The sequence below is a fragment of the Caulobacter sp. GW822-FHT07D08 genome, assembly GCF_058798735.1.
Window position 1 is genome coordinate 116389 of record NZ_JBXAKU010000005.1, and the last position, 16000, is coordinate 132388.

The following is a 16000-nucleotide window of genomic DNA, read 5'->3' on the forward strand; positions in this document are numbered from 1 at the left end:
CGGCGCCGCCCCCCTCCACCGCCCTTCGGCGGTCCCCCTCCCCCCGAGGGGGAGAAGAAATCGACCGCTTGACCCATCGCTCCCCCGGGTCTCTGATCATTGATAACAATGATACGGGAGGGAGCCGTCATGCCGGCCAACGGGCGCAAGAGCATCTTTATCACCGGGGCCGCCAGCGGCATCGGCCTGGCCTGCGCCAAGCGGTTCGCCGCGGCGGGCTGGTTCATCGGGCTGTCGGACATCGACAAGGCCGGGCTCAAGGCCGCCCTGCTGGCCATCGGACCGGACAACGGCTCCATCCATCCGCTGGACGTCCGCGACCGCGACGGATGGGCCAACGCCCTGGGCGAATTCGGCAAGGAGACGGGCGGCAAGGCCGATGTCGTGCTCAACAACGCCGGGGTCGCCCGGTTCGGGGTGCTGGAGGATCTGTCCGACGCCGACTGCGACATCCAGATCGACGTCAACATCAAGGGCGTGATCAACGGCGCGCGGGCGGGTCTGCCGCTGCTGAAGGCCGCCGGCGGGCGGCTGATCAATGTCGCCTCGTGCGCGGGGCTCTACGGCTCGCCGAAGCTGGCGGTCTATTCAGCCACCAAGTTCGCGGTGCGGGGCCTGTCCGAAGCCTTGGACGTCGAATACGCCCGGCACGGCGTCAGCGTCGCCTGCGTCATGCCGTGGTTCGTCGAGACGCCGATCCTGAACGCCGGGGCTTCGGGCTCCAACGAGCACATGGCCGACGCCCTGCGCGCCGGCGGGCTGGAGGTCTATCCCGTCGAGGACGCCGCCCAGGCGGTCTGGGACGCCGCCCACGGCAAGCAGCTGCACTATTTCGTGGGCAAGCGGGCGAAGCAGATGCGCTTCGCCACCAGCCACATGCCGGGCGCCGTCAGGAAGCAGCTCCGCTCCCGGCCCCTACTGTCGTCTTGAGGCCTTCCAGCGGCGCGCGGTCGGACGAGACCGGGATCGCCTTGGTCGAGGCCGCGGTCGCCGGAGCCTTGATCGACATCGCCGAGGCCGGCGTCGTCTTGGCGGCCGTGGCGATCGGCGCCGAAGCGGGTTCGGTCACCGCCGCGCCGATCGGGCCGCCCATGCCCGGAGCGTTCGTCGAGGCGGGCTCGAGGCGACCCAGGGCGCTGGCGGCGTAGACCACCGGCGGACGACCATCAGCGGTCAGGCTGGCGATCTCGGACGGGGCGATGTCGTCGACACTGGGCAGGCGCGACGGCGCGAAGCTCGAGGCGCCGCCGCGACCGAAGCGATAGAAGATGTGCATGCCGACCTGGGCGACGCGCAGCAGGCGCGGACCCCAGCCGGGCGAAACATTGATCGTGTGGAAGTGCGTGGCCGAACCGACCTCGCTCTGGATCGTGCCGGCCAGGGTGCGCGAGGCGACCTTGCGGGCCCGGGCCCAGGCGCCGACGTCGCGGGCGCGGCGCATCGAGCCGTCGCAGGCGAAGCTGAACTGGCAGCCCGTGCGGTTGACCGCGCCTTGGAAGACCACGCCGCAGATCGACTTCGGGAAGGCCGGATGGCGCACGCGGTTCATCACCACCTGGGCCACGGCCGCCTGGCCGCTGGGGGTCTCGCCGCGCGCTTCGTAATAGACGGCGTCGGCCAGGCATTCGAGCTCGCGCGAGCTCTCCAGGGCGTTGCCCAGCTGGAATGGGGTGGCGCCCCCGACGTTGAAGGCGTTGCCGAAGCTGGCCCGGAGCATCAGCGGACCGGTGCGGCCGCTCTGGCCGGGCATCAGGCTGGAGCCGGCGCCTTCGAGGCGGGCGGCAAGCTGCTGGGTCTGACGGCCGCTGCGTTCGACCGCGGCGAAGAGATAGGGATCATGACGCTTGGCCACGGCAAGGGCGCCGGGGTCCATACGCGTAGAAGCGCTGAGCATCGCCGCGTCGGAGAAGTTCCCCGAAGCGCCTTCCGCCAATCGGGCGACGCGGGCGTGGGTGGAGGCCGATTGGGCCAGGCCACCCAGAAGGTAAACGCCGCCCAGAGCCAGACCCGTGATGGATCCGACCAATACGGCGCCGACCAGCCCGCGCGCATCCGCGCGCGTCTGCGACTTGATATACAAAACTCGTGTCCTGCGCGGCGAGGGCGCTCCGGCCCCCCGACAAAAACCGCCCCGAAATCCCCGGAAAAATCACTGCGGGGAGCGCTTCGAAGCGGAGACCCGGCCGTATCACGATGTGGCCAAGGTCCTGCTTGTAGCGGCTTATGACGTATCCGTGACCGACTCGCAAGCACTTGCCGCACTGCAACATGGCCTCTGCGCTCAGAAGTCGCACAGTTGAATTGTTAACGCCTTGAATCATCGCGAGAAGCTGGACGACTGCGAGCGGCGTTTTTTTGTGGATGGAAACGCCTTGCCGCACCTGTGTTCGCCGATTTCTGAACCGTCTTCGGCGGCGCCGCATCGTTACTCGACGACGACATAAACCTTAACATTCGGGGTGAACGAAGACTCAGAACACGGAGCTTCGAGGGGCCTGTCCGCCCGCCTACTTCCCCCTCACCAGCCGACGCCCGTCGACGAACAGCTTGGTCAGATAGACGCCGGCCGCGACGACCATCATGACCTTGAAGGACAGGTCGACGGTCTCTTGCAGGCGGACCAGATTCTCGCCCGGCGCATCGGGGAGCATTAAGGTGATCAGCGGCTGGGCCGGCCACAGCACGGCCACCAGGACCAGGCCGCCCAGCGAGCAGATCAGCTCCAGGCCGGCGCGCGGCCGCGCCCAGCCCGGCTTGACCACCACCAGCAGAGACGAGCAGACCTGCACCACCGACAAGGCCAGGATCGGCCAGTACAGCGCCTTCAGGACCGGGCTCAGCGCGATACCGACGTCGTCGCCGTTGTCGACGAGGGCGCCCATCGGGAACGGCAGCAGCCGGGTCCACCAGGCGATGAACAGCAGCGTGACGATCAGCTCGAACAGCCCCTCGAAGCGGCTCTTGACGAACAGCCCCTTGCCTTGGGGGATGTGCGGCAGGTCGCTGGCCTTCCACTGGCTGAAGTCGCCCAGCCTGATCCAGCCGCGCTCGACCGCCGCGCCGACCAGGGTGGCGCAGCCGATCAGGCTGAGCGCGGTCGGAATGAAATCGTTGATCACGCCGCTGATCATGTGCGACCCGCCCTGCCCCGTGACCAGCAGGATCCCCGCCGGGACGATCGCGGCGATCGCGGCGATCGCCAGCAGCACTTTCACGCCGAATTCCCAGAACGGATAGAGCTCCGGCCCGATCAGGGCGGTGTGGGGGCCGTAGCGGCCGGCCACGGCGATCGGGTGGCCGATGTCGCGCAGCAGGGCCTCGATCTCGCGCTTGTCGAGCGGACGACGACGGACGGCCTCCTGCTCCTCGACGCGGTTCATGATCAGGTCGCGCAGCTCGGCGGTGATGTCCTGGCGCTGGTCCTTGGGCAGCAGGGCGGCCACGGCCGCCAGGTAACGATCGATCAGATCGCTCATGGTCTTGTCCCCTTGGAAATGAGAGGCCGCCTTCACAGCAGCGGCTCGAGGGCGGCGTTGATCGCGCGCCATTCGTCGGCGAGGCGGGCCAGCACGCGCCTTCCCTCATCCGACAGCTGGTAGAAACGCTTCTTGCGCTTGTCTTCCTCGCGCCATTCGCTGGCCAGGAGCCCCTGGGTCTCCAGCCGGCGCAGCATCGGATAGAGCGCGCCTTCGTCAATCTCCACGCCCACGGCCTGGAGGGCCTGGCGCAGGCTGTAGCCGTACCGCTCCTCCCGCAGCTGGGCGAGGACGGCCAGGATCAGGCTCCCCCGCCGCAGCTCCAGGCGGAGCGATTCAAAGATGTCCGTATCGGTGGGCATTGGGTGTGCGTCGCATAGTGTGTGGCACATGGTGTGCGATACACACTGTATGTCACACAGTATGAGGGGGAGTCAACAGCCGGGGAACACCGTTCGGCTTTTCGCCACGGGAAAGCCCGGAAGCCGCGCGGGGCTGTCCGGGCTGACAGGCGCTGGCCCTCCCTCAGATGATGCCGCCGTTGACGCGCAGGACCTGGCCGTTGACCCAGGCGCCGTCCGGACCGGCCAGGAAGGCGATGCTCCCGGCGATATCGTCCGGCTGGCCGAGGCGCTCGAGCGGGGCGGCCTTGGACAGGCGCTCGATCACCTCGGCGGGCTTGCCGTCCAGGAAGAGCCTGGTCGCCGTCGGTCCGGGGGCGATCGCATTGACCGTGATGTTCCGGCCGCGCAGCTCCTTGCTCAGGATGGCGCTCATCGTCTCGACGGCGGCCTTGCTGGCGGCATAGACGCCGTAGCCAGTGGGCAGCAGGCCGACGACGCTGGACGACAGGCTGATGATCCGGCCGCCGTCGCGCAGGCGGCGGGCGGCCTCGCGCAGGACATTGAAGACGCCCTTCAGGTTCACGGCGATGGTCTGGTCGAACAGGGCGTCGTCGGTGTCGGCGATGTTGGCCAGCTTCATGATCCCGGCGTTGTTGATCACCACGTCGACGCCGCCAAACGCCGTCTCGGCGCTGTCGAACAGGCGGCGGACGGCGGCGGGGTCGCTGACATCGGCCTGGGCGACGACGGCCTTGCCGCCGGCGGCCTCGATCTCGCGCGCCACCTGCTCGGCGGGCGCGGCGTTCCCGGCATAGTTGACGATCACCGCGAAGCCGTCGCGGGCCAGGCGTCGGGCGGTTTCCGCGCCGATGCCGCCCGAGGCGCCGGTCACCAGCGCCACCTTCGAAGTTTGCTGAGTCATTGGAATGTCTCCGGTCTCTTTCGGGGCCGACCTCTTGTCGGCTGGGAGACCATGCGCCTTCGCCATGATTGAATAATTCAGCCAATCGCGACATTATTGTTCGCATTATCGAATAATGGAGGCGCGCGACGTGGATCGGTTCGAGGCGATGCGCCTGTTCACGCGGATCGTGGAGCGCCGCAGCTTCACCCAGGCCGCCGCCGATCTCGACCTGCCCCGCTCGACCGCCACCGAGGCCGTGCAGCAGCTGGAGAGCCGGCTGGGCGTGCGGCTGCTCCAGCGCACCACCCGCCAGGTCAGTCCCACCCTGGACGGCGAGGCCTACTACCAGCGTTGCCTGCGCCTGCTGGACGATCTGGAGGAAGCCGAGGGCGCGTTCCGCGAGCGCACGCCGCGCGGCCTGCTGCGGGTCGACGTCCAGGGCGCTCTGGCCCGGCGGTTCATCGTTCCGGGCCTGCCCGCGTTCCTGGACCGCTATCCGGAGCTGAAGATCCAGATGACCGAGGGCGATCGGCTGGTCGATCTGGTGCGCGAGGGCGTCGACTGCGTGCTGCGGCTGGGCGACCTGGAGGACAGCGCCATGGTCGGCCGCCGCGTGGCCCTGCTGCCCGAGGTGACCTGCGCCGCGCCGGCCTATCTGGCGCGCCAGGGAACTCCCCGCACGCCCGAGGACCTGAAGGCCCACCGCATGGTCGGCTTCCTGCAAGCGGGGACCGGACATCCCTACCCGCTGGAACTGACGATCGACGGCAAGCCGCGCCAGATCGCCGTGCCCGCCGACGTCACCGTCAACTCGGCCGAGAACACCGTGGCCATGGGCCTGCTGGGCCTGGGCCTGATCCAGGTCCCGCGCTACCGGGTCGAGGCGCAGCTGGCCGACGGCGGCCTGGTCGAGGTGCTGGCCGACTTCCCGCCCAGCCCGACGCCGGTGTCCCTGCTCTATCCGCGCAGCCGACAGCTGTCCCCGCGCGTTAGAGTGTTCATCGACTGGGCGGCGCGGCGGTTCGGTTCGGGATGACAGAAACTTGCAGCGGGAGTTTGCGATGGCGGACCTCAGCCGCTTCGTCGAGGCCCAGACGACCGTCCACGACACCGCCCTGGCCGAACTGAAGCGCGGCCGGAAGACCAGTCACTGGATGTGGTTCGTGTTCCCCCAGATCGCCGGCCTGGGCCGCAGCCCGACCGCCCGCTTCTACGCCATCGTCGATCTGGACGAGGCCCGCGCCTATCTGGCCCATCCCGTCCTGGGCCCGCGCCTCGTCGAGGCGGTCGAGGCCATCCTGGCCCTGCCCGGCCATGACGCCCGCGCCGTGTTCGGATCGCCCGACGACCTGAAGCTGCGCTCGTCCCTGACCCTGTTCCAGGCCGCCGCGCCGGACGAGCCGAGCTTCCAGAAGGCGCTCGACAAGTACTTCGCGGGCGCGCCCGATCCGATGACGGTGGAACGACTGTAAAAACAGCTCTGAGTTGACAATTGGCCAAATTCGCGCCAAAGTCCGCGCCGTACCGGGGCGTGAATTTGTCGAGTCCGTAGACGCGCGTCGCGTCCGGCCGCGCCCTCCTTTTCTGGCTTTCGTTCGCGTCGACCTCCGTCCGGGGCCTGCCATGTCGCTGAAGCCTGTCGCCGACCTCGCGCAATATGGCCTGCTGATCTGGCTGGCCGTGGTCGCGGCGGTCTTGCTGCTGAAGGGCTTCTCCGGCGGCGACATCCGGGGGCTGATCGTCAATCCCAAGACCGGCGGCGTCTCGGCCGCGCGGCTACAGGCCCTGGGCGTCACGGTCGGGTTCGCCGGCTGGTACGCGACCCTGGGGCTGCAGGCGATCTCGGCCCACGCCGACAAGCTGCCCGAACTTCCGACCGAGGCGCTCTCGATCCTGGCCGCCAGCCTCGGCGTGCATATCGGCGGCAAGCTCTATGAACGCACATAAGGGGGAAGCATCATGATCAACACGCCCTGGGGCCTGCTGGCCTACATCGTCGGCGTCGCCGTCGTCGCCATTATCCTGGGCTTCGCGGCCGTGGTCGCCTGGCGGCTGGCCACCAAGCGCGGCGAGCTGGACGGGCTGATCGCCGAGATCCCGTCCGAGACGGCGCTGAAGGCGGCGCTGGTCGCGGCCGTCACCGCCGCCGGCGGCCAGGCCCCGACCGCCGACGCCGTGGCCGCCGCCGTCCGTCGCGTGCCGGTCAAGGCCAGCCTGTCACGCTTCCAGTTCCTGATCTTCACCTTCGTGGTGGCGGGGCTGTTCCTGCTGCTGTCGATCGAGGCCGGGGCCTTCGTCGAGGTGCCGCCGACCGTGCTGGGCCTGATCGGCATCAGCGGCGGCAGCTTCATCATCTCCAAGGGCATTTCCAGCAACAGCAGCGGCGGCACGGGCGGAACGGCCAATACCGGCGACACCACTCAGTCCTGACCGCCAGAAACCTGATCGCCAGACGGGAGAGACCGCGATGCTTCGCTTAACCCTGCTTGGGGCCGCGTTGCTGGCGCTGGCCCCGGCCGCCGCCCTCGCCCCAGACGCTTCGTGGGCCCAGGCCACGCCGCCCGGGACGCCGCAGAAAGGCGCGCGGCCCGACCCGGCCCCGGCGGCCTGCCTGGCCCGCTTCGCCCAGGTCGGCCTGCCCCGGCATCGCGGCGACGACGAGCTGGCCAAGCAGATCCTGATCTGCCGCGACGGCTACGCCGTGTCGTTCAACAAGGAGACGCGCAATCCCGACTGGGTGATCGAGCGGCTGTCGCCGGCCGCCCTGACCGGGACCGCCAAGCGCAAGGACAATTTCCGCGCCGATCCCGACGCCAGGGGCTTCAGCCCGACGCCGCGGGACTATACCGACCCGGCCAACCCCCGCGACCGCGGCCACCAGGCCCCGGCGGCCGACTTCAAGTCCAGCCAGCCCCTGACCGACGACAGCTTCTACATGAGCAACATGTCGCCGCAGGTCGGAGCCGGCTTCAACCGCGCCCAGTGGCGGTTCCTGGAGGAGGACGTGCGCGCGGCGGTGCTGTGCGGCGGCCACCAGGACGTGATCGCGATCACCGGCCCGATCTATGGCTCCAGCGCGCTGTGGATCGGCAAGGGCCCGTACAAGATCCTGTCGCCGGCCGCCTATTTCAAGGTGCTGTACGACCTGCGGCGCGGCCGGGCGATCGGCTTCCGCCTCGACAACAAGGCCTACAAGAAGACGCCGTCGGACAAGTTCATCGTCCCGATCAGCCAGCTCGAGGTCGAGACCGGCCTCGACTTCCTGACCGCCCTCCCCCGCCGCGACCAGAACATCCTGGAAAGCAGCAAGGGCAGCTTCTGGGGTCATGGCCAGGGCTGCGCGAACGAAGTGAGGGATTAGGAGGCGGGCAAGGCTCGCCGTTCGAAGCACTGGCTTTCGCCGAAACGGACTCATCTGGAGGCGCGGGCGTCTGGCGTCGGCGCGGGCGGCGAAGGTCGAAAGTCCCCCTGACGAGTCGCCCTTTTTGAAGCGACGCCATTTTTCCGCCCGCAGCCCGGAAATCGGGACGGGAGACATTTTTCTTACGGCATCGAAACGCTGCTGCGTCCTACGAACAGGAGGCCCCAGCATGTCGGCGTCGGTCATGAGAACACCGCTTGAGCAGGTCGTGATCGACTACTCAGGACCGCTCACGCGCTTTTTCCAGCGACGTATCCGGGCGGGCCAAGAGGCGGACGACCTCGTCCAGGAAGTGTTTGGACGGCTGGCCCGGCAGAACCTTTCAACAGTGGACAACCTCCACGGCTATATCTTCCAGATCGCCGCCAATGTTCTGCGCGATCAGGCGCGCCGAGCCAGCACTCGCGCCTTCATCGTCGCTCAGCACGGTGATTTCGATGCGGAGGATCAGGCCGGCTTCTCGCCCGAACGGGTGCTGCAAAGCCGCGAGACCCTGCAGAGCCTGGTCTCGGCGCTCTACGAACTGCCGCCCGCCGTCCGCAACGTGTTCAGCCAGTACCATTTCGACGGAGTCTCCCAAGTGGAAATCGCCCGGCGGATGAGCATGTCGCTGAGCACCGTCGAAAAGCAGATGGCCAAGGCCAACGCCCACCTCCTCAAGCGTCTGCGGAAGCTCCTATGAACAGGACGCCGGACATGGATCAGATCGAGGCCGCCGCGGCGTCTTGGGACGCGCGACTGCGCCGGGGCGACGCGACCGAGCGTGAACGCATCGCCTTCCAGGCCTGGTTGCTGGAAGCCGACGAGCATCGCCAAGCTCACGAACGCCTGCAGGCCGCCCTGTCCACGCTTCGGGCCCAGGCGGACCTGCCGGAGCTGAGCGCCCTGCGCGACGCGGCCCGGCAGACCGCAAGGCGCATGGACCGCCGGCGCATGGCCATCGGCGCCGGTATGGCCGCGGCGCTGGCCTTGGCGGCAGGCCTGGGTTTGAACGCCAATCGCGGCGCCGAAGCCTTGGCTGTCCTGCAGGGAGCGAAGATCTACAGCACGACGCTGAACGAACGGACACAGGTCGTCCTTGCCGACGGTTCCGCGGTGACGCTGGATTCCAACACCCGCTTGGCGGCCAAGCTGAGCCCGGCGCGCCGGGACATCACCCTGCTTTCGGGCCGCGCCCTCTTCCACGTCGCCAAGGACCGGCAGCGTCCGTTCGTGGTCCGCGCGCGGGATCGGACCGTGACGGCGTTGGGCACCGTCTTCGACGTCGGCCTTTCGCAGCGCGGTCTGCGCGTGACCCTGCTGGAGGGGCGCGTGGCCGTCCGATCGGTGCAGGCCGGCGATGTTTCCCGCGAGTTGGCGCCGCGTCAGGAATTCGTGGAACGGGACCACGTGAGCGCGATCGTCAGGACCGTGGATCCGGAGAAGGCCCTTGGGTGGGTCGACGGCCAGATCTTCTTCGAAAACGACACCCTGGCGCAGGCCGCCGACGAGATGAACCAGTATTCGCGCCTGAAGATCGTCGTCGATCCGGCCGTCGCGAACCTGAAGATCAACGGCATGTTCCGGGCCGGGAACCAAACGGGCTTCGTCGGCGCCCTCCAGACCACCATGCCGGTCGAAGTTCGGCCGGACGACCATGGCCAACTCTTGGTCACGAGACGGCCCGGCGCCGCCCGTGACGCAGCGATCGTCGGAGACGGAAGTGAGCAGTAAGCAGGAAGACAAGCGCCTGGGCATGTCGGCCCGGATCAGTCGGCGCGACGTGGTCAACGGCGTCCTCGCCGGCAGCGGCGCCATCTTGATGTCCGGCTGCGCCACCGGGGCGGACGCGGCCGAAGCCGCCGGGCCGGTGCGCGACGCCTTCACCGGCCGCGGCGGGGTGGGCGACTACGCTCTGTCGAACGGCAACACCCAGACGGTGATCAACGCCGCGCACCGCGTGCGTGACATGACCTTCGACGCGCTGCCGACGGCCGATGACAGCGAGCAGGTCGACCTGGTGATCGTGGGGGGCGGGCCGGCCGGTCTCCTGACCGCCTTCGACTACGTCAACCTGACGGGAGGCAAGAAGACCACCCTGATCCTGGAGAACCACCCGATCTTCGGCGGGGCGTCCAAGCAGAACGACTTCCTGGTCAATGGCGTGCGCCTGACCGGCCCGCAGGCGGCCAACGACTTTGGTCCGCCGGTCAAGGGCTCCGGAGGAATCATGGACCGGGTCTTCGATGATCTGGACCTTCCGCGCGACTACGCGTTCGCCAGCTTCGACCCCAAGTTCAAACCCCTGCGGTTCGCGTGGGACAACTACACGAACATGGACGGCTTCGGCGAACGGCTCGTCGACATCGGTTACCACTTCAACGCCGCCGACGGCGCCAGCCCACCCCGCCTGGAGCGCAATATCTGGGACGATGGCCTGGCCCGCACGCCGTTCTCGCCCGAACTGCGTCGCCAGCTTCTGGCCTGGCGCGCCAACGCCGGCGGGACCTCCGACCTCAGCCCCGAGCAGCTCGATGGGATGAGCTACGCCCACTATCTCGAAGTGGTGAAGGACTATGATCCGGCGGTGACCCGCGTGGCGCGCCCGCCCATCGCCCTGCTCACCGGCCTTGGCATGGGCGCGGTGTCGGCGCTCGCCGCCAGCCGCTACGTCACCAACACCGCCCGCCAGACCATGTCCTTCCCGGGCGGCAACAGCGGCATGGCGCGCCCGCTGATCAAGAAGATGTTCCCCGGCGCGATCGGCGGCGAGAACACCTTCGCCGACATCCAAAGCAAGCCCATCAACTTCGCCGCCTTCGACCGTCCCGGCCAGCCCACCCGCCTTCGGCTGGGCGCCACCGCAGTCAAGGTCAGCCATACCGGCAAGGCGGGGCAGGAAGACGGCGTCCTGGTGGTCTACGAGAAGGGTGGGCGTCTCCATCAGGTGCGCGCCAAGGCCGTGGTCATGGCCAGCGGCGGCTGGGTGAACCGGCGCGTGCTGACCGACATGCCCATCGACATCGCCTCGGCCTACGGCGAGTTCATTCACGGCCCGGCCCTGGTCATCAACGTGGCCCTGACCAACTGGCGGGCGATGTACGACCTGGGCGTGACGGCGCTACGCTGGTTCGACGACGCCAACATGCTGGGGTTCAGCGGCAACATCCGCGCGCCAATGCTGGTCGACGGCATGACCCCGCCGCTCGATCCCGACAAGCCCGCCCTCTTCACCATGTACATGGGCGTCTACCCGGTCGAGGGCGCGGACGCGCGGGCGCAGACGGTCGCGAGCCGCATCAAGCTCCTGGGAACGCCCTACGCCACCTACGAGCGGATCGTGCGTCAGCAATTGGCGACCATCCTGGCTGGAACCCGTTTCGACCCCGCCAAGGACATCGCCGGGGTCGTCATCAACCGCTGGGGGCATGCCCGCGTCGTCCAGCCGCCCGGCTTCTTCCTGGGCAAGGACGGCAAGCCCAGTCCCCTGAAGGTGGTCGCCAAGGGCTACGGCCGGGTGATCATCGCCCACTCCGAGCTCAACGGCGCCCAGAACGCCCGCGGGGCCTTCGAGCATGGCGCGCGGGCGGCCAAGGAAGCCGCGGTCCTGACCTGAGCCTTCGCGCCGCCGCCATAGACCACCCCCCGCCGCCGCCGCCTCCGCGCGCGGCGGCGTTTTTTCATCCCGCAGAAATGGAGACCAGATCATGCGCATCGCCTCTTCCCTCGCCGCCCTCGCCCTGTTGGGCGCGGCCTCGTCCGCCTGCGCCCAGGAGGTCGTCCGGCACGGCCGCGAGGGTTCGATGCTGCTGGAAAGCGTCGAGTTGGGCGCTGGGGCCAAGACCATCATTCTCGGCGGCTACGCGGCCGCGCCCCTCGATCCCAACGACCGATCCAAGGGCTATGGAGACACCAAGACCCAGACCATCAGCACCCTGAAGAAGATGCAGGCTGTGTTGGAAAAGCACGGTTACAAGATGTCCGACATGGTCAAGATGAACATCTTCGTGGTGACCGATCCGGCGCTGGGCAAGGCCGACTACGCCGGGGTCAACGCCGGCTTCAAGGAGTTCTTCCTGACCACGGCCAACCCCAACACGGTGGCCCGCACCGCCCTGGAGATCAAGGCGCTGCAAAGCCCCGACCTCTATGTCGAGATCGAGGGTTGGGCCGCCCGCTAATCATTTTCACAAGAGCCGGAAACGCGATCGCCGCCCCTCGGGGCGGCGATCTTTGTTTCAGTTCCGCGCGCCAACGCCTGGAAACAAGCGTCTCCGTCCGGGGCGCGACGATCGCCCCGGACGAAGACGGCGTCGTCAGAAGCGGAAACGCGCCCCGACCCGGTAGGCTCGACCCAGCAGGTCGTATTGGCTGGTCGTGCCGAACGCGTAAGCGACGCTGAACAGGCCGGGGATCGGATTGGGGTCACGATCCAGCAGGTTCTCCACGACGCCAAACACGGTCACGTCGCGGCCGGCGATCTTCAGGTCGTAGTTCTGCGCCAACTCGACATAGGCGGCCGAGCCGAAGTGGTTGATCGCCTCGGCCACGCCTTGCGCGTTGGTGGTCGGGAAGTTGCTGAGCCGGCCGCCGCCCAGATAGCGCACCGTGACGGTCGTGCGGCTGGGGCCGTAGGCGTAGGTCCCCGTCACCAGGCCGTTCCACTTCATCGTGCCGGGCAGGCCCAGTTGGTCGGTCAGGGTGCCGGCCAGGGCGGTTTCGTTCTTGAGGGTGTTCGACGCCAGAAGGCGCAGGTCGATCGAACCCTTCAGGCTGTCGGTGAGGCTGGCCAAGTCGGCGCGGTAGGAGACCTCGTAGTCGACGCCTTCCACCGCCTGCTTCTGGGCGTTGACGCCGCCGATATAGATGGTGGCTCCCTCGATGCCGCGGCTGCCGGGCGCGCGGATGATCGAGGCGCAAGAGGCCGGATCCTGCTGCACGCCGGCGCCATAGCATTGGTTGATCAGCTGCTGCGCGCCGATGGCCACGATCGCGTTGCCGATATCGATCTTGTACCAGTCAACCGAAGCGCTGAAGCCCCGAAGCCAGTGGGGACGATAGACCAGGCCAGCGGTCCAGGTTTTGGCCGCTTCAGGCACCAGGTTCGGGTTGCCGCCGCTGATCGTGTAGGTGGACACCGTCGGACCGCCAGGCTGGCTGGCGTCCACGAAGGTGTTCTGGAAGGCCGTGCCGGCGGCGAAGAGATCGCTCAGGTTCGGCGCTCGAATGTCGCGCGAGCGCGTGGCGCGCAGACGCAGATCGTCGTTAACCTCCCAGGTGAGTCCGGCCTTCCAGGTCGTGACCGCGCCACTCGTCGAGTAGTCGGTCCGGCGGATCGCGCCGTTGAAGTCGACGCTCTTGAAGAAGGGCGCGTCCTTGATCAGCGGGACGAGCACCTCGCCGAAGATCTCCTTGACGTCATAGCTGCCTTGCGAAGCGCTGAAGTTGCCCGTGTACCAGGCCGACTGCAGCGACAGGGCGTCGGCCGTCGCTTTGAACTGTTCCTTGCGATACTCGAAGCCGGCGGCGATCGAGACCGGTCCGGCCCAGGTGGAGAAGGGCTCATATTGGGCGTCGATGGCCCAGACGTCCTGCTGGATATCGAGGTCCTGGCGGGCTTGCAGACCCTCGTCGACGCCGAGCACCCAGCGGGTCGCGTTCTGGCTGGGCGCGCCGATGCCGAAGATGTTCAGCGGCACGCAGCCGTTCGAGGCGTTGGTCAGTTGCGAGCGGCAGATCGCCTGGCCCGTCGCGACCCCGGCCACGCCACCGGTCGCGGGATTGGCGATGACGTCGATGGCCTGATTGTAGCGAGCGACAATCGGATTGTTGTCGCGCGTGTACCACACGTCGCTATCGCCGCGTTGGTAGTAGGCGCTCCACTTTCCGGTCTCCAGGAAGCGACCTTCCAGGGCGGCCAGGTAGCGGTTCTGGCGACGGTAGTAACCCGCCTCGCCGCCATGTCCGCCCGGCGTCACGAGGTCGTAGTTCAGGCGGCCCATGGTGAAGCCGGTCAGGTTGTTGGCGACCATCGCCTGGCGGATGGCGCTGGGGATGAACGGGTTGTCGATGCTGACATTGATGTTGGCCATGCGGTTATATTGCGATGACCAGTTGGAGGCGTCCGACCCGCCGCGCGAGGCCTCGAAGATGGCGGTGACGCTGTCGGTCAGCTCGTAGCTGGCGCGGCCGTAGACAGCCCAGTTCTTCACGGGCGGCAGCAGCGGCCAGATGCGCGCGATGTCCTCGACCGTGCCGCCGGCCTGATAGTCCCCGCTCTGGATCGGTCCGAAGACGAACTGGCCGACCTGGGCGTTCTCGCCGAACATCACGCCGCGCAGCGGCCCGCTGGTGATCAGGCCTCCGGGCGTGGCGCGGCCATAGCCGATGTCGTTGCGGACAATGCGGCCCGGCTGGCCGTTGGTGGCGGTCCAGGCCGGATTGGCGATCATCCGGAAGCCCGGCTGATACCAGTCGCGGCTCATCACCGAGTCGACGCCCTTTCCGTCGAAATAGTTGCCGCTCAGCAGCAGGTGACCGCGACCGCCCGCGAACTTGGCGCCGAACGCCAAGTCGGCCGTGTAGGTCTCGCTGTCGCCGCGCTCCGTGGCGCCGGCGCTGACCGAGCCCTTCAGGCCGGTGAACTTGGTGTCGAGGACGAAGTTGACCACACCGGCCACGGCGTCGGAGCCGTAGGCCGCCGAGGCGCCGCCGGTGACGATATCCACCCGCTGGAGCAGATTGGTCGGCAGCAGGTTGATATCCACGGCCGAGTTGAGGCCGGCCGAGACGACGCGTCGCCCATCTAGCAAGACCAGGGTGCGTGTCGGGCCCAGATTGCGGGCGTTGAGCAGATTGGCGCCGCCGCCGGTGGTGCCGGCGCTCAGCGTCGTGGTGCGCGGCGAGGTCGGCTGCCCCATCTGCGGCAGCTGGTTGATGTAGTCGGCGACGTTGGTCGGGGCCCGACGCTCGAGCGCCTCCTGCCCCAGCACCGTGGTCGGCGTCGGCGCCTGATAGCCATCGCGCACGATCCGCGAGCCGGTGACCATCACCTCCTCAACCACCTGCGGCGCGCTATCCTCGATCGGGGAATCGCTTGCGGCTTGGGCGACGGGCGCGGCCTGACCATAGCTGATCTTCTCGAGCAGGGCCGAGGCGCTCTTTGCCGTCGCCACCGGCGGGCTGCTGACCGCCGTCGAGGGCGTCTGCGTACGGCCGAGGGTCAGGACGGCGCCGCGATCGGAGGCCGACTGCAGGCCCGTGCCCTTGAGCAGGGCGTTCAAGGCCGCATGCGGTTCCAGGCGCCCTTGCACGCCCGCGGTGCGGCGGCCCGCGACCAGGGCGCTCGGAACCATCATCTCCTGGTTCGCCTGCCGCGCGAATGTGCTTAGCGCAACGCTCAGCTCGCCGGGCGCGATATTGAACTCCCGCGCTCGCTCGCCGGCCGCCGCGGGCGTCGCCGCCAGCGAGATCGCGAGCGCCGTCGCCGAACAGCCGCCATAGATCGAAAGCCTGTTACGCATGTTGCATCCCCGATAGTTGAGAGGCCCGCGGCCTTTCCAACTTGGGGGACGCAACACCGTCACAATCCCGCCAAAAAAGATTCACTTGGAACGCAAGGGAGGGCGTAGGGCGCGGCGCGCGCCTATAGCGAAGGCGGCTCGCCGGTATGGCGCCCAAGGTCCGATCTCAATCGGCGGCTTGGTGGGCGCTCCTGGGACATCTCCGTTGGTCTGGCGAGCACCGCAACCGGGGATATCCATTGACCTGCGCGATGAGCCTCCTCACTCTCGGGACCAAGAAACGGGCGCGCGACGCCGGTCATGATCAGCCATTGATCCGTATCGGTCTCCCACGCACGGCTGTCACAAACCCG

14 protein-coding genes and 1 pseudogene are annotated in these 16000 nt (G+C 68.1%); 10 read left to right on the forward strand and 5 right to left on the reverse strand.

Annotated elements, in window-relative coordinates; all coding sequences use genetic code 11:
* The first annotated feature begins 99 nt into the window (after nucleotides 1-99).
* Entirely contained in the window at nucleotides 100-930 is an 831-nt protein-coding gene (locus AC1RJ9_RS11520; RefSeq protein WP_492837025.1) for an SDR family oxidoreductase, read from the forward strand.
* Here AC1RJ9_RS11520 and AC1RJ9_RS11525 read toward each other — a convergent pair.
* The 4 genes from AC1RJ9_RS11525 to AC1RJ9_RS11540 form a co-directional block, all read right to left on the reverse strand.
* The gene (locus AC1RJ9_RS11525; protein ID WP_492837026.1) at nucleotides 890-2080 is read right to left on the reverse strand and encodes a cell wall hydrolase; all 1191 of its coding nucleotides are present in this window, start codon (nucleotides 2078-2080) and stop codon (nucleotides 890-892) included. The two genes, AC1RJ9_RS11520 and AC1RJ9_RS11525, sit on opposite strands and share 41 nt — an antisense overlap.
* Before the next feature lie 427 nt (nucleotides 2081-2507).
* Nucleotides 2508-3476, reverse strand: coding sequence for an HAAS signaling domain-containing protein (locus AC1RJ9_RS11530; protein ID WP_492837027.1), 969 nt, complete (start codon nucleotides 3474-3476; stop codon nucleotides 2508-2510).
* A 32-nt stretch (nucleotides 3477-3508) separates the two neighbouring features.
* Nucleotides 3509-3838: a PadR family transcriptional regulator gene (locus AC1RJ9_RS11535; RefSeq protein ID WP_492837028.1), complete on the reverse strand. Its 330-nt coding sequence runs from the start codon at nucleotides 3836-3838 to the stop codon at nucleotides 3509-3511.
* 163 nt (nucleotides 3839-4001) lie between these two features.
* Nucleotides 4002-4742, reverse strand: a complete 741-nt coding sequence (locus tag AC1RJ9_RS11540; protein ID WP_492837029.1) for an SDR family oxidoreductase — start codon at nucleotides 4740-4742, stop codon at nucleotides 4002-4004.
* 130 nt (nucleotides 4743-4872) lie between these two features.
* On the opposite strand from AC1RJ9_RS11540, the gene AC1RJ9_RS11545 reads away from it, so the two are divergent.
* The 9 genes from AC1RJ9_RS11545 to AC1RJ9_RS11585 all read left to right on the forward strand — a co-directional run bounded on the left by AC1RJ9_RS11545 (nucleotide 4873) and on the right by AC1RJ9_RS11585 (nucleotide 12305).
* Nucleotides 4873-5760 (forward strand): LysR family transcriptional regulator, encoded by an 888-nt coding sequence (locus tag AC1RJ9_RS11545; protein WP_492837030.1) that lies wholly within the window; start codon nucleotides 4873-4875, stop codon nucleotides 5758-5760.
* Nucleotides 5761-5785: 25 nt separating this feature from the next.
* Entirely contained in the window at nucleotides 5786-6196 is a 411-nt protein-coding gene (locus AC1RJ9_RS11550) for a DUF1810 domain-containing protein (protein WP_492837031.1), read from the forward strand.
* Nucleotides 6197-6347: 151 nt separating this feature from the next.
* Nucleotides 6348-6671, forward strand: coding sequence for a hypothetical protein (locus AC1RJ9_RS11555; RefSeq protein WP_492837032.1), 324 nt, complete (start codon nucleotides 6348-6350; stop codon nucleotides 6669-6671).
* Between the two features lie 12 nt (nucleotides 6672-6683).
* Entirely contained in the window at nucleotides 6684-7154 is a 471-nt protein-coding gene (locus AC1RJ9_RS11560; protein WP_492837033.1) for a hypothetical protein, read from the forward strand.
* Between the two features lie 37 nt (nucleotides 7155-7191).
* On the forward strand, nucleotides 7192-8085 hold the full coding sequence (locus AC1RJ9_RS11565; protein WP_492837034.1) for a DNA/RNA non-specific endonuclease: 894 nt from the start codon (nucleotides 7192-7194) through the stop codon (nucleotides 8083-8085).
* Nucleotides 8086-8314: 229 nt separating this feature from the next.
* Entirely contained in the window at nucleotides 8315-8827 is a 513-nt protein-coding gene (locus tag AC1RJ9_RS11570; RefSeq protein WP_492837035.1) for an RNA polymerase sigma factor, read from the forward strand.
* 14 nt (nucleotides 8828-8841) lie between these two features.
* Nucleotides 8842-9858 carry a FecR family protein gene (locus AC1RJ9_RS11575; RefSeq protein WP_492837036.1) on the forward strand — a complete coding sequence of 339 codons (1017 nt, stop codon included), beginning with the start codon at nucleotides 8842-8844 and terminating at the stop codon, nucleotides 9856-9858.
* On the forward strand, nucleotides 9848-11740 hold the full coding sequence (locus AC1RJ9_RS11580; protein ID WP_492837037.1) for an NAD(P)-binding protein: 1893 nt from the start codon (nucleotides 9848-9850) through the stop codon (nucleotides 11738-11740). The genes AC1RJ9_RS11575 and AC1RJ9_RS11580 overlap by 11 nt, the downstream gene beginning before the upstream one ends.
* A gap of 91 nt (nucleotides 11741-11831) precedes the next feature.
* A complete protein-coding gene (locus tag AC1RJ9_RS11585) occupies nucleotides 11832-12305 on the forward strand; it encodes a Rid family hydrolase (protein WP_492837038.1) in 474 nt (157 codons plus the stop codon).
* A gap of 267 nt (nucleotides 12306-12572) precedes the next feature.
* Here AC1RJ9_RS11585 and AC1RJ9_RS11590 read toward each other — a convergent pair.
* Nucleotides 12573-15647, reverse strand: a pseudogene (locus tag AC1RJ9_RS11590) (TonB-dependent receptor domain-containing protein); the annotation flags it as partial.
* Nucleotides 15648-16000 lie beyond the last annotated feature (353 nt).

What these genes read in the sequence shown, in the direction of transcription:
- AC1RJ9_RS11555 (WP_492837032.1), top strand. Translation starts at nt 6,348, where the DNA reads ATGTCGCTGAAGCCTGTCGCCGACCTCGCGCAATATGGCCTGCTGATC.
- AC1RJ9_RS11535 (WP_492837028.1), bottom strand. Translation starts at nt 3,838, where the DNA reads ATGCCCACCGATACGGACATCTTTGAATCGCTCCGCCTGGAGCTGCGG.
- AC1RJ9_RS11570 (WP_492837035.1), top strand. Translation starts at nt 8,315, where the DNA reads ATGTCGGCGTCGGTCATGAGAACACCGCTTGAGCAGGTCGTGATCGAC.
- AC1RJ9_RS11585 (WP_492837038.1), top strand. Translation starts at nt 11,832, where the DNA reads ATGCGCATCGCCTCTTCCCTCGCCGCCCTCGCCCTGTTGGGCGCGGCC.
- AC1RJ9_RS11540 (WP_492837029.1), bottom strand. Translation starts at nt 4,742, where the DNA reads ATGACTCAGCAAACTTCGAAGGTGGCGCTGGTGACCGGCGCCTCGGGC.
- AC1RJ9_RS11530 (WP_492837027.1), bottom strand. Translation starts at nt 3,476, where the DNA reads ATGAGCGATCTGATCGATCGTTACCTGGCGGCCGTGGCCGCCCTGCTG.
- AC1RJ9_RS11575 (WP_492837036.1), top strand. Translation starts at nt 8,842, where the DNA reads ATGGATCAGATCGAGGCCGCCGCGGCGTCTTGGGACGCGCGACTGCGC.
- AC1RJ9_RS11560 (WP_492837033.1), top strand. Translation starts at nt 6,684, where the DNA reads ATGATCAACACGCCCTGGGGCCTGCTGGCCTACATCGTCGGCGTCGCC.
- AC1RJ9_RS11550 (WP_492837031.1), top strand. Translation starts at nt 5,786, where the DNA reads ATGGCGGACCTCAGCCGCTTCGTCGAGGCCCAGACGACCGTCCACGAC.
- AC1RJ9_RS11565 (WP_492837034.1), top strand. Translation starts at nt 7,192, where the DNA reads ATGCTTCGCTTAACCCTGCTTGGGGCCGCGTTGCTGGCGCTGGCCCCG.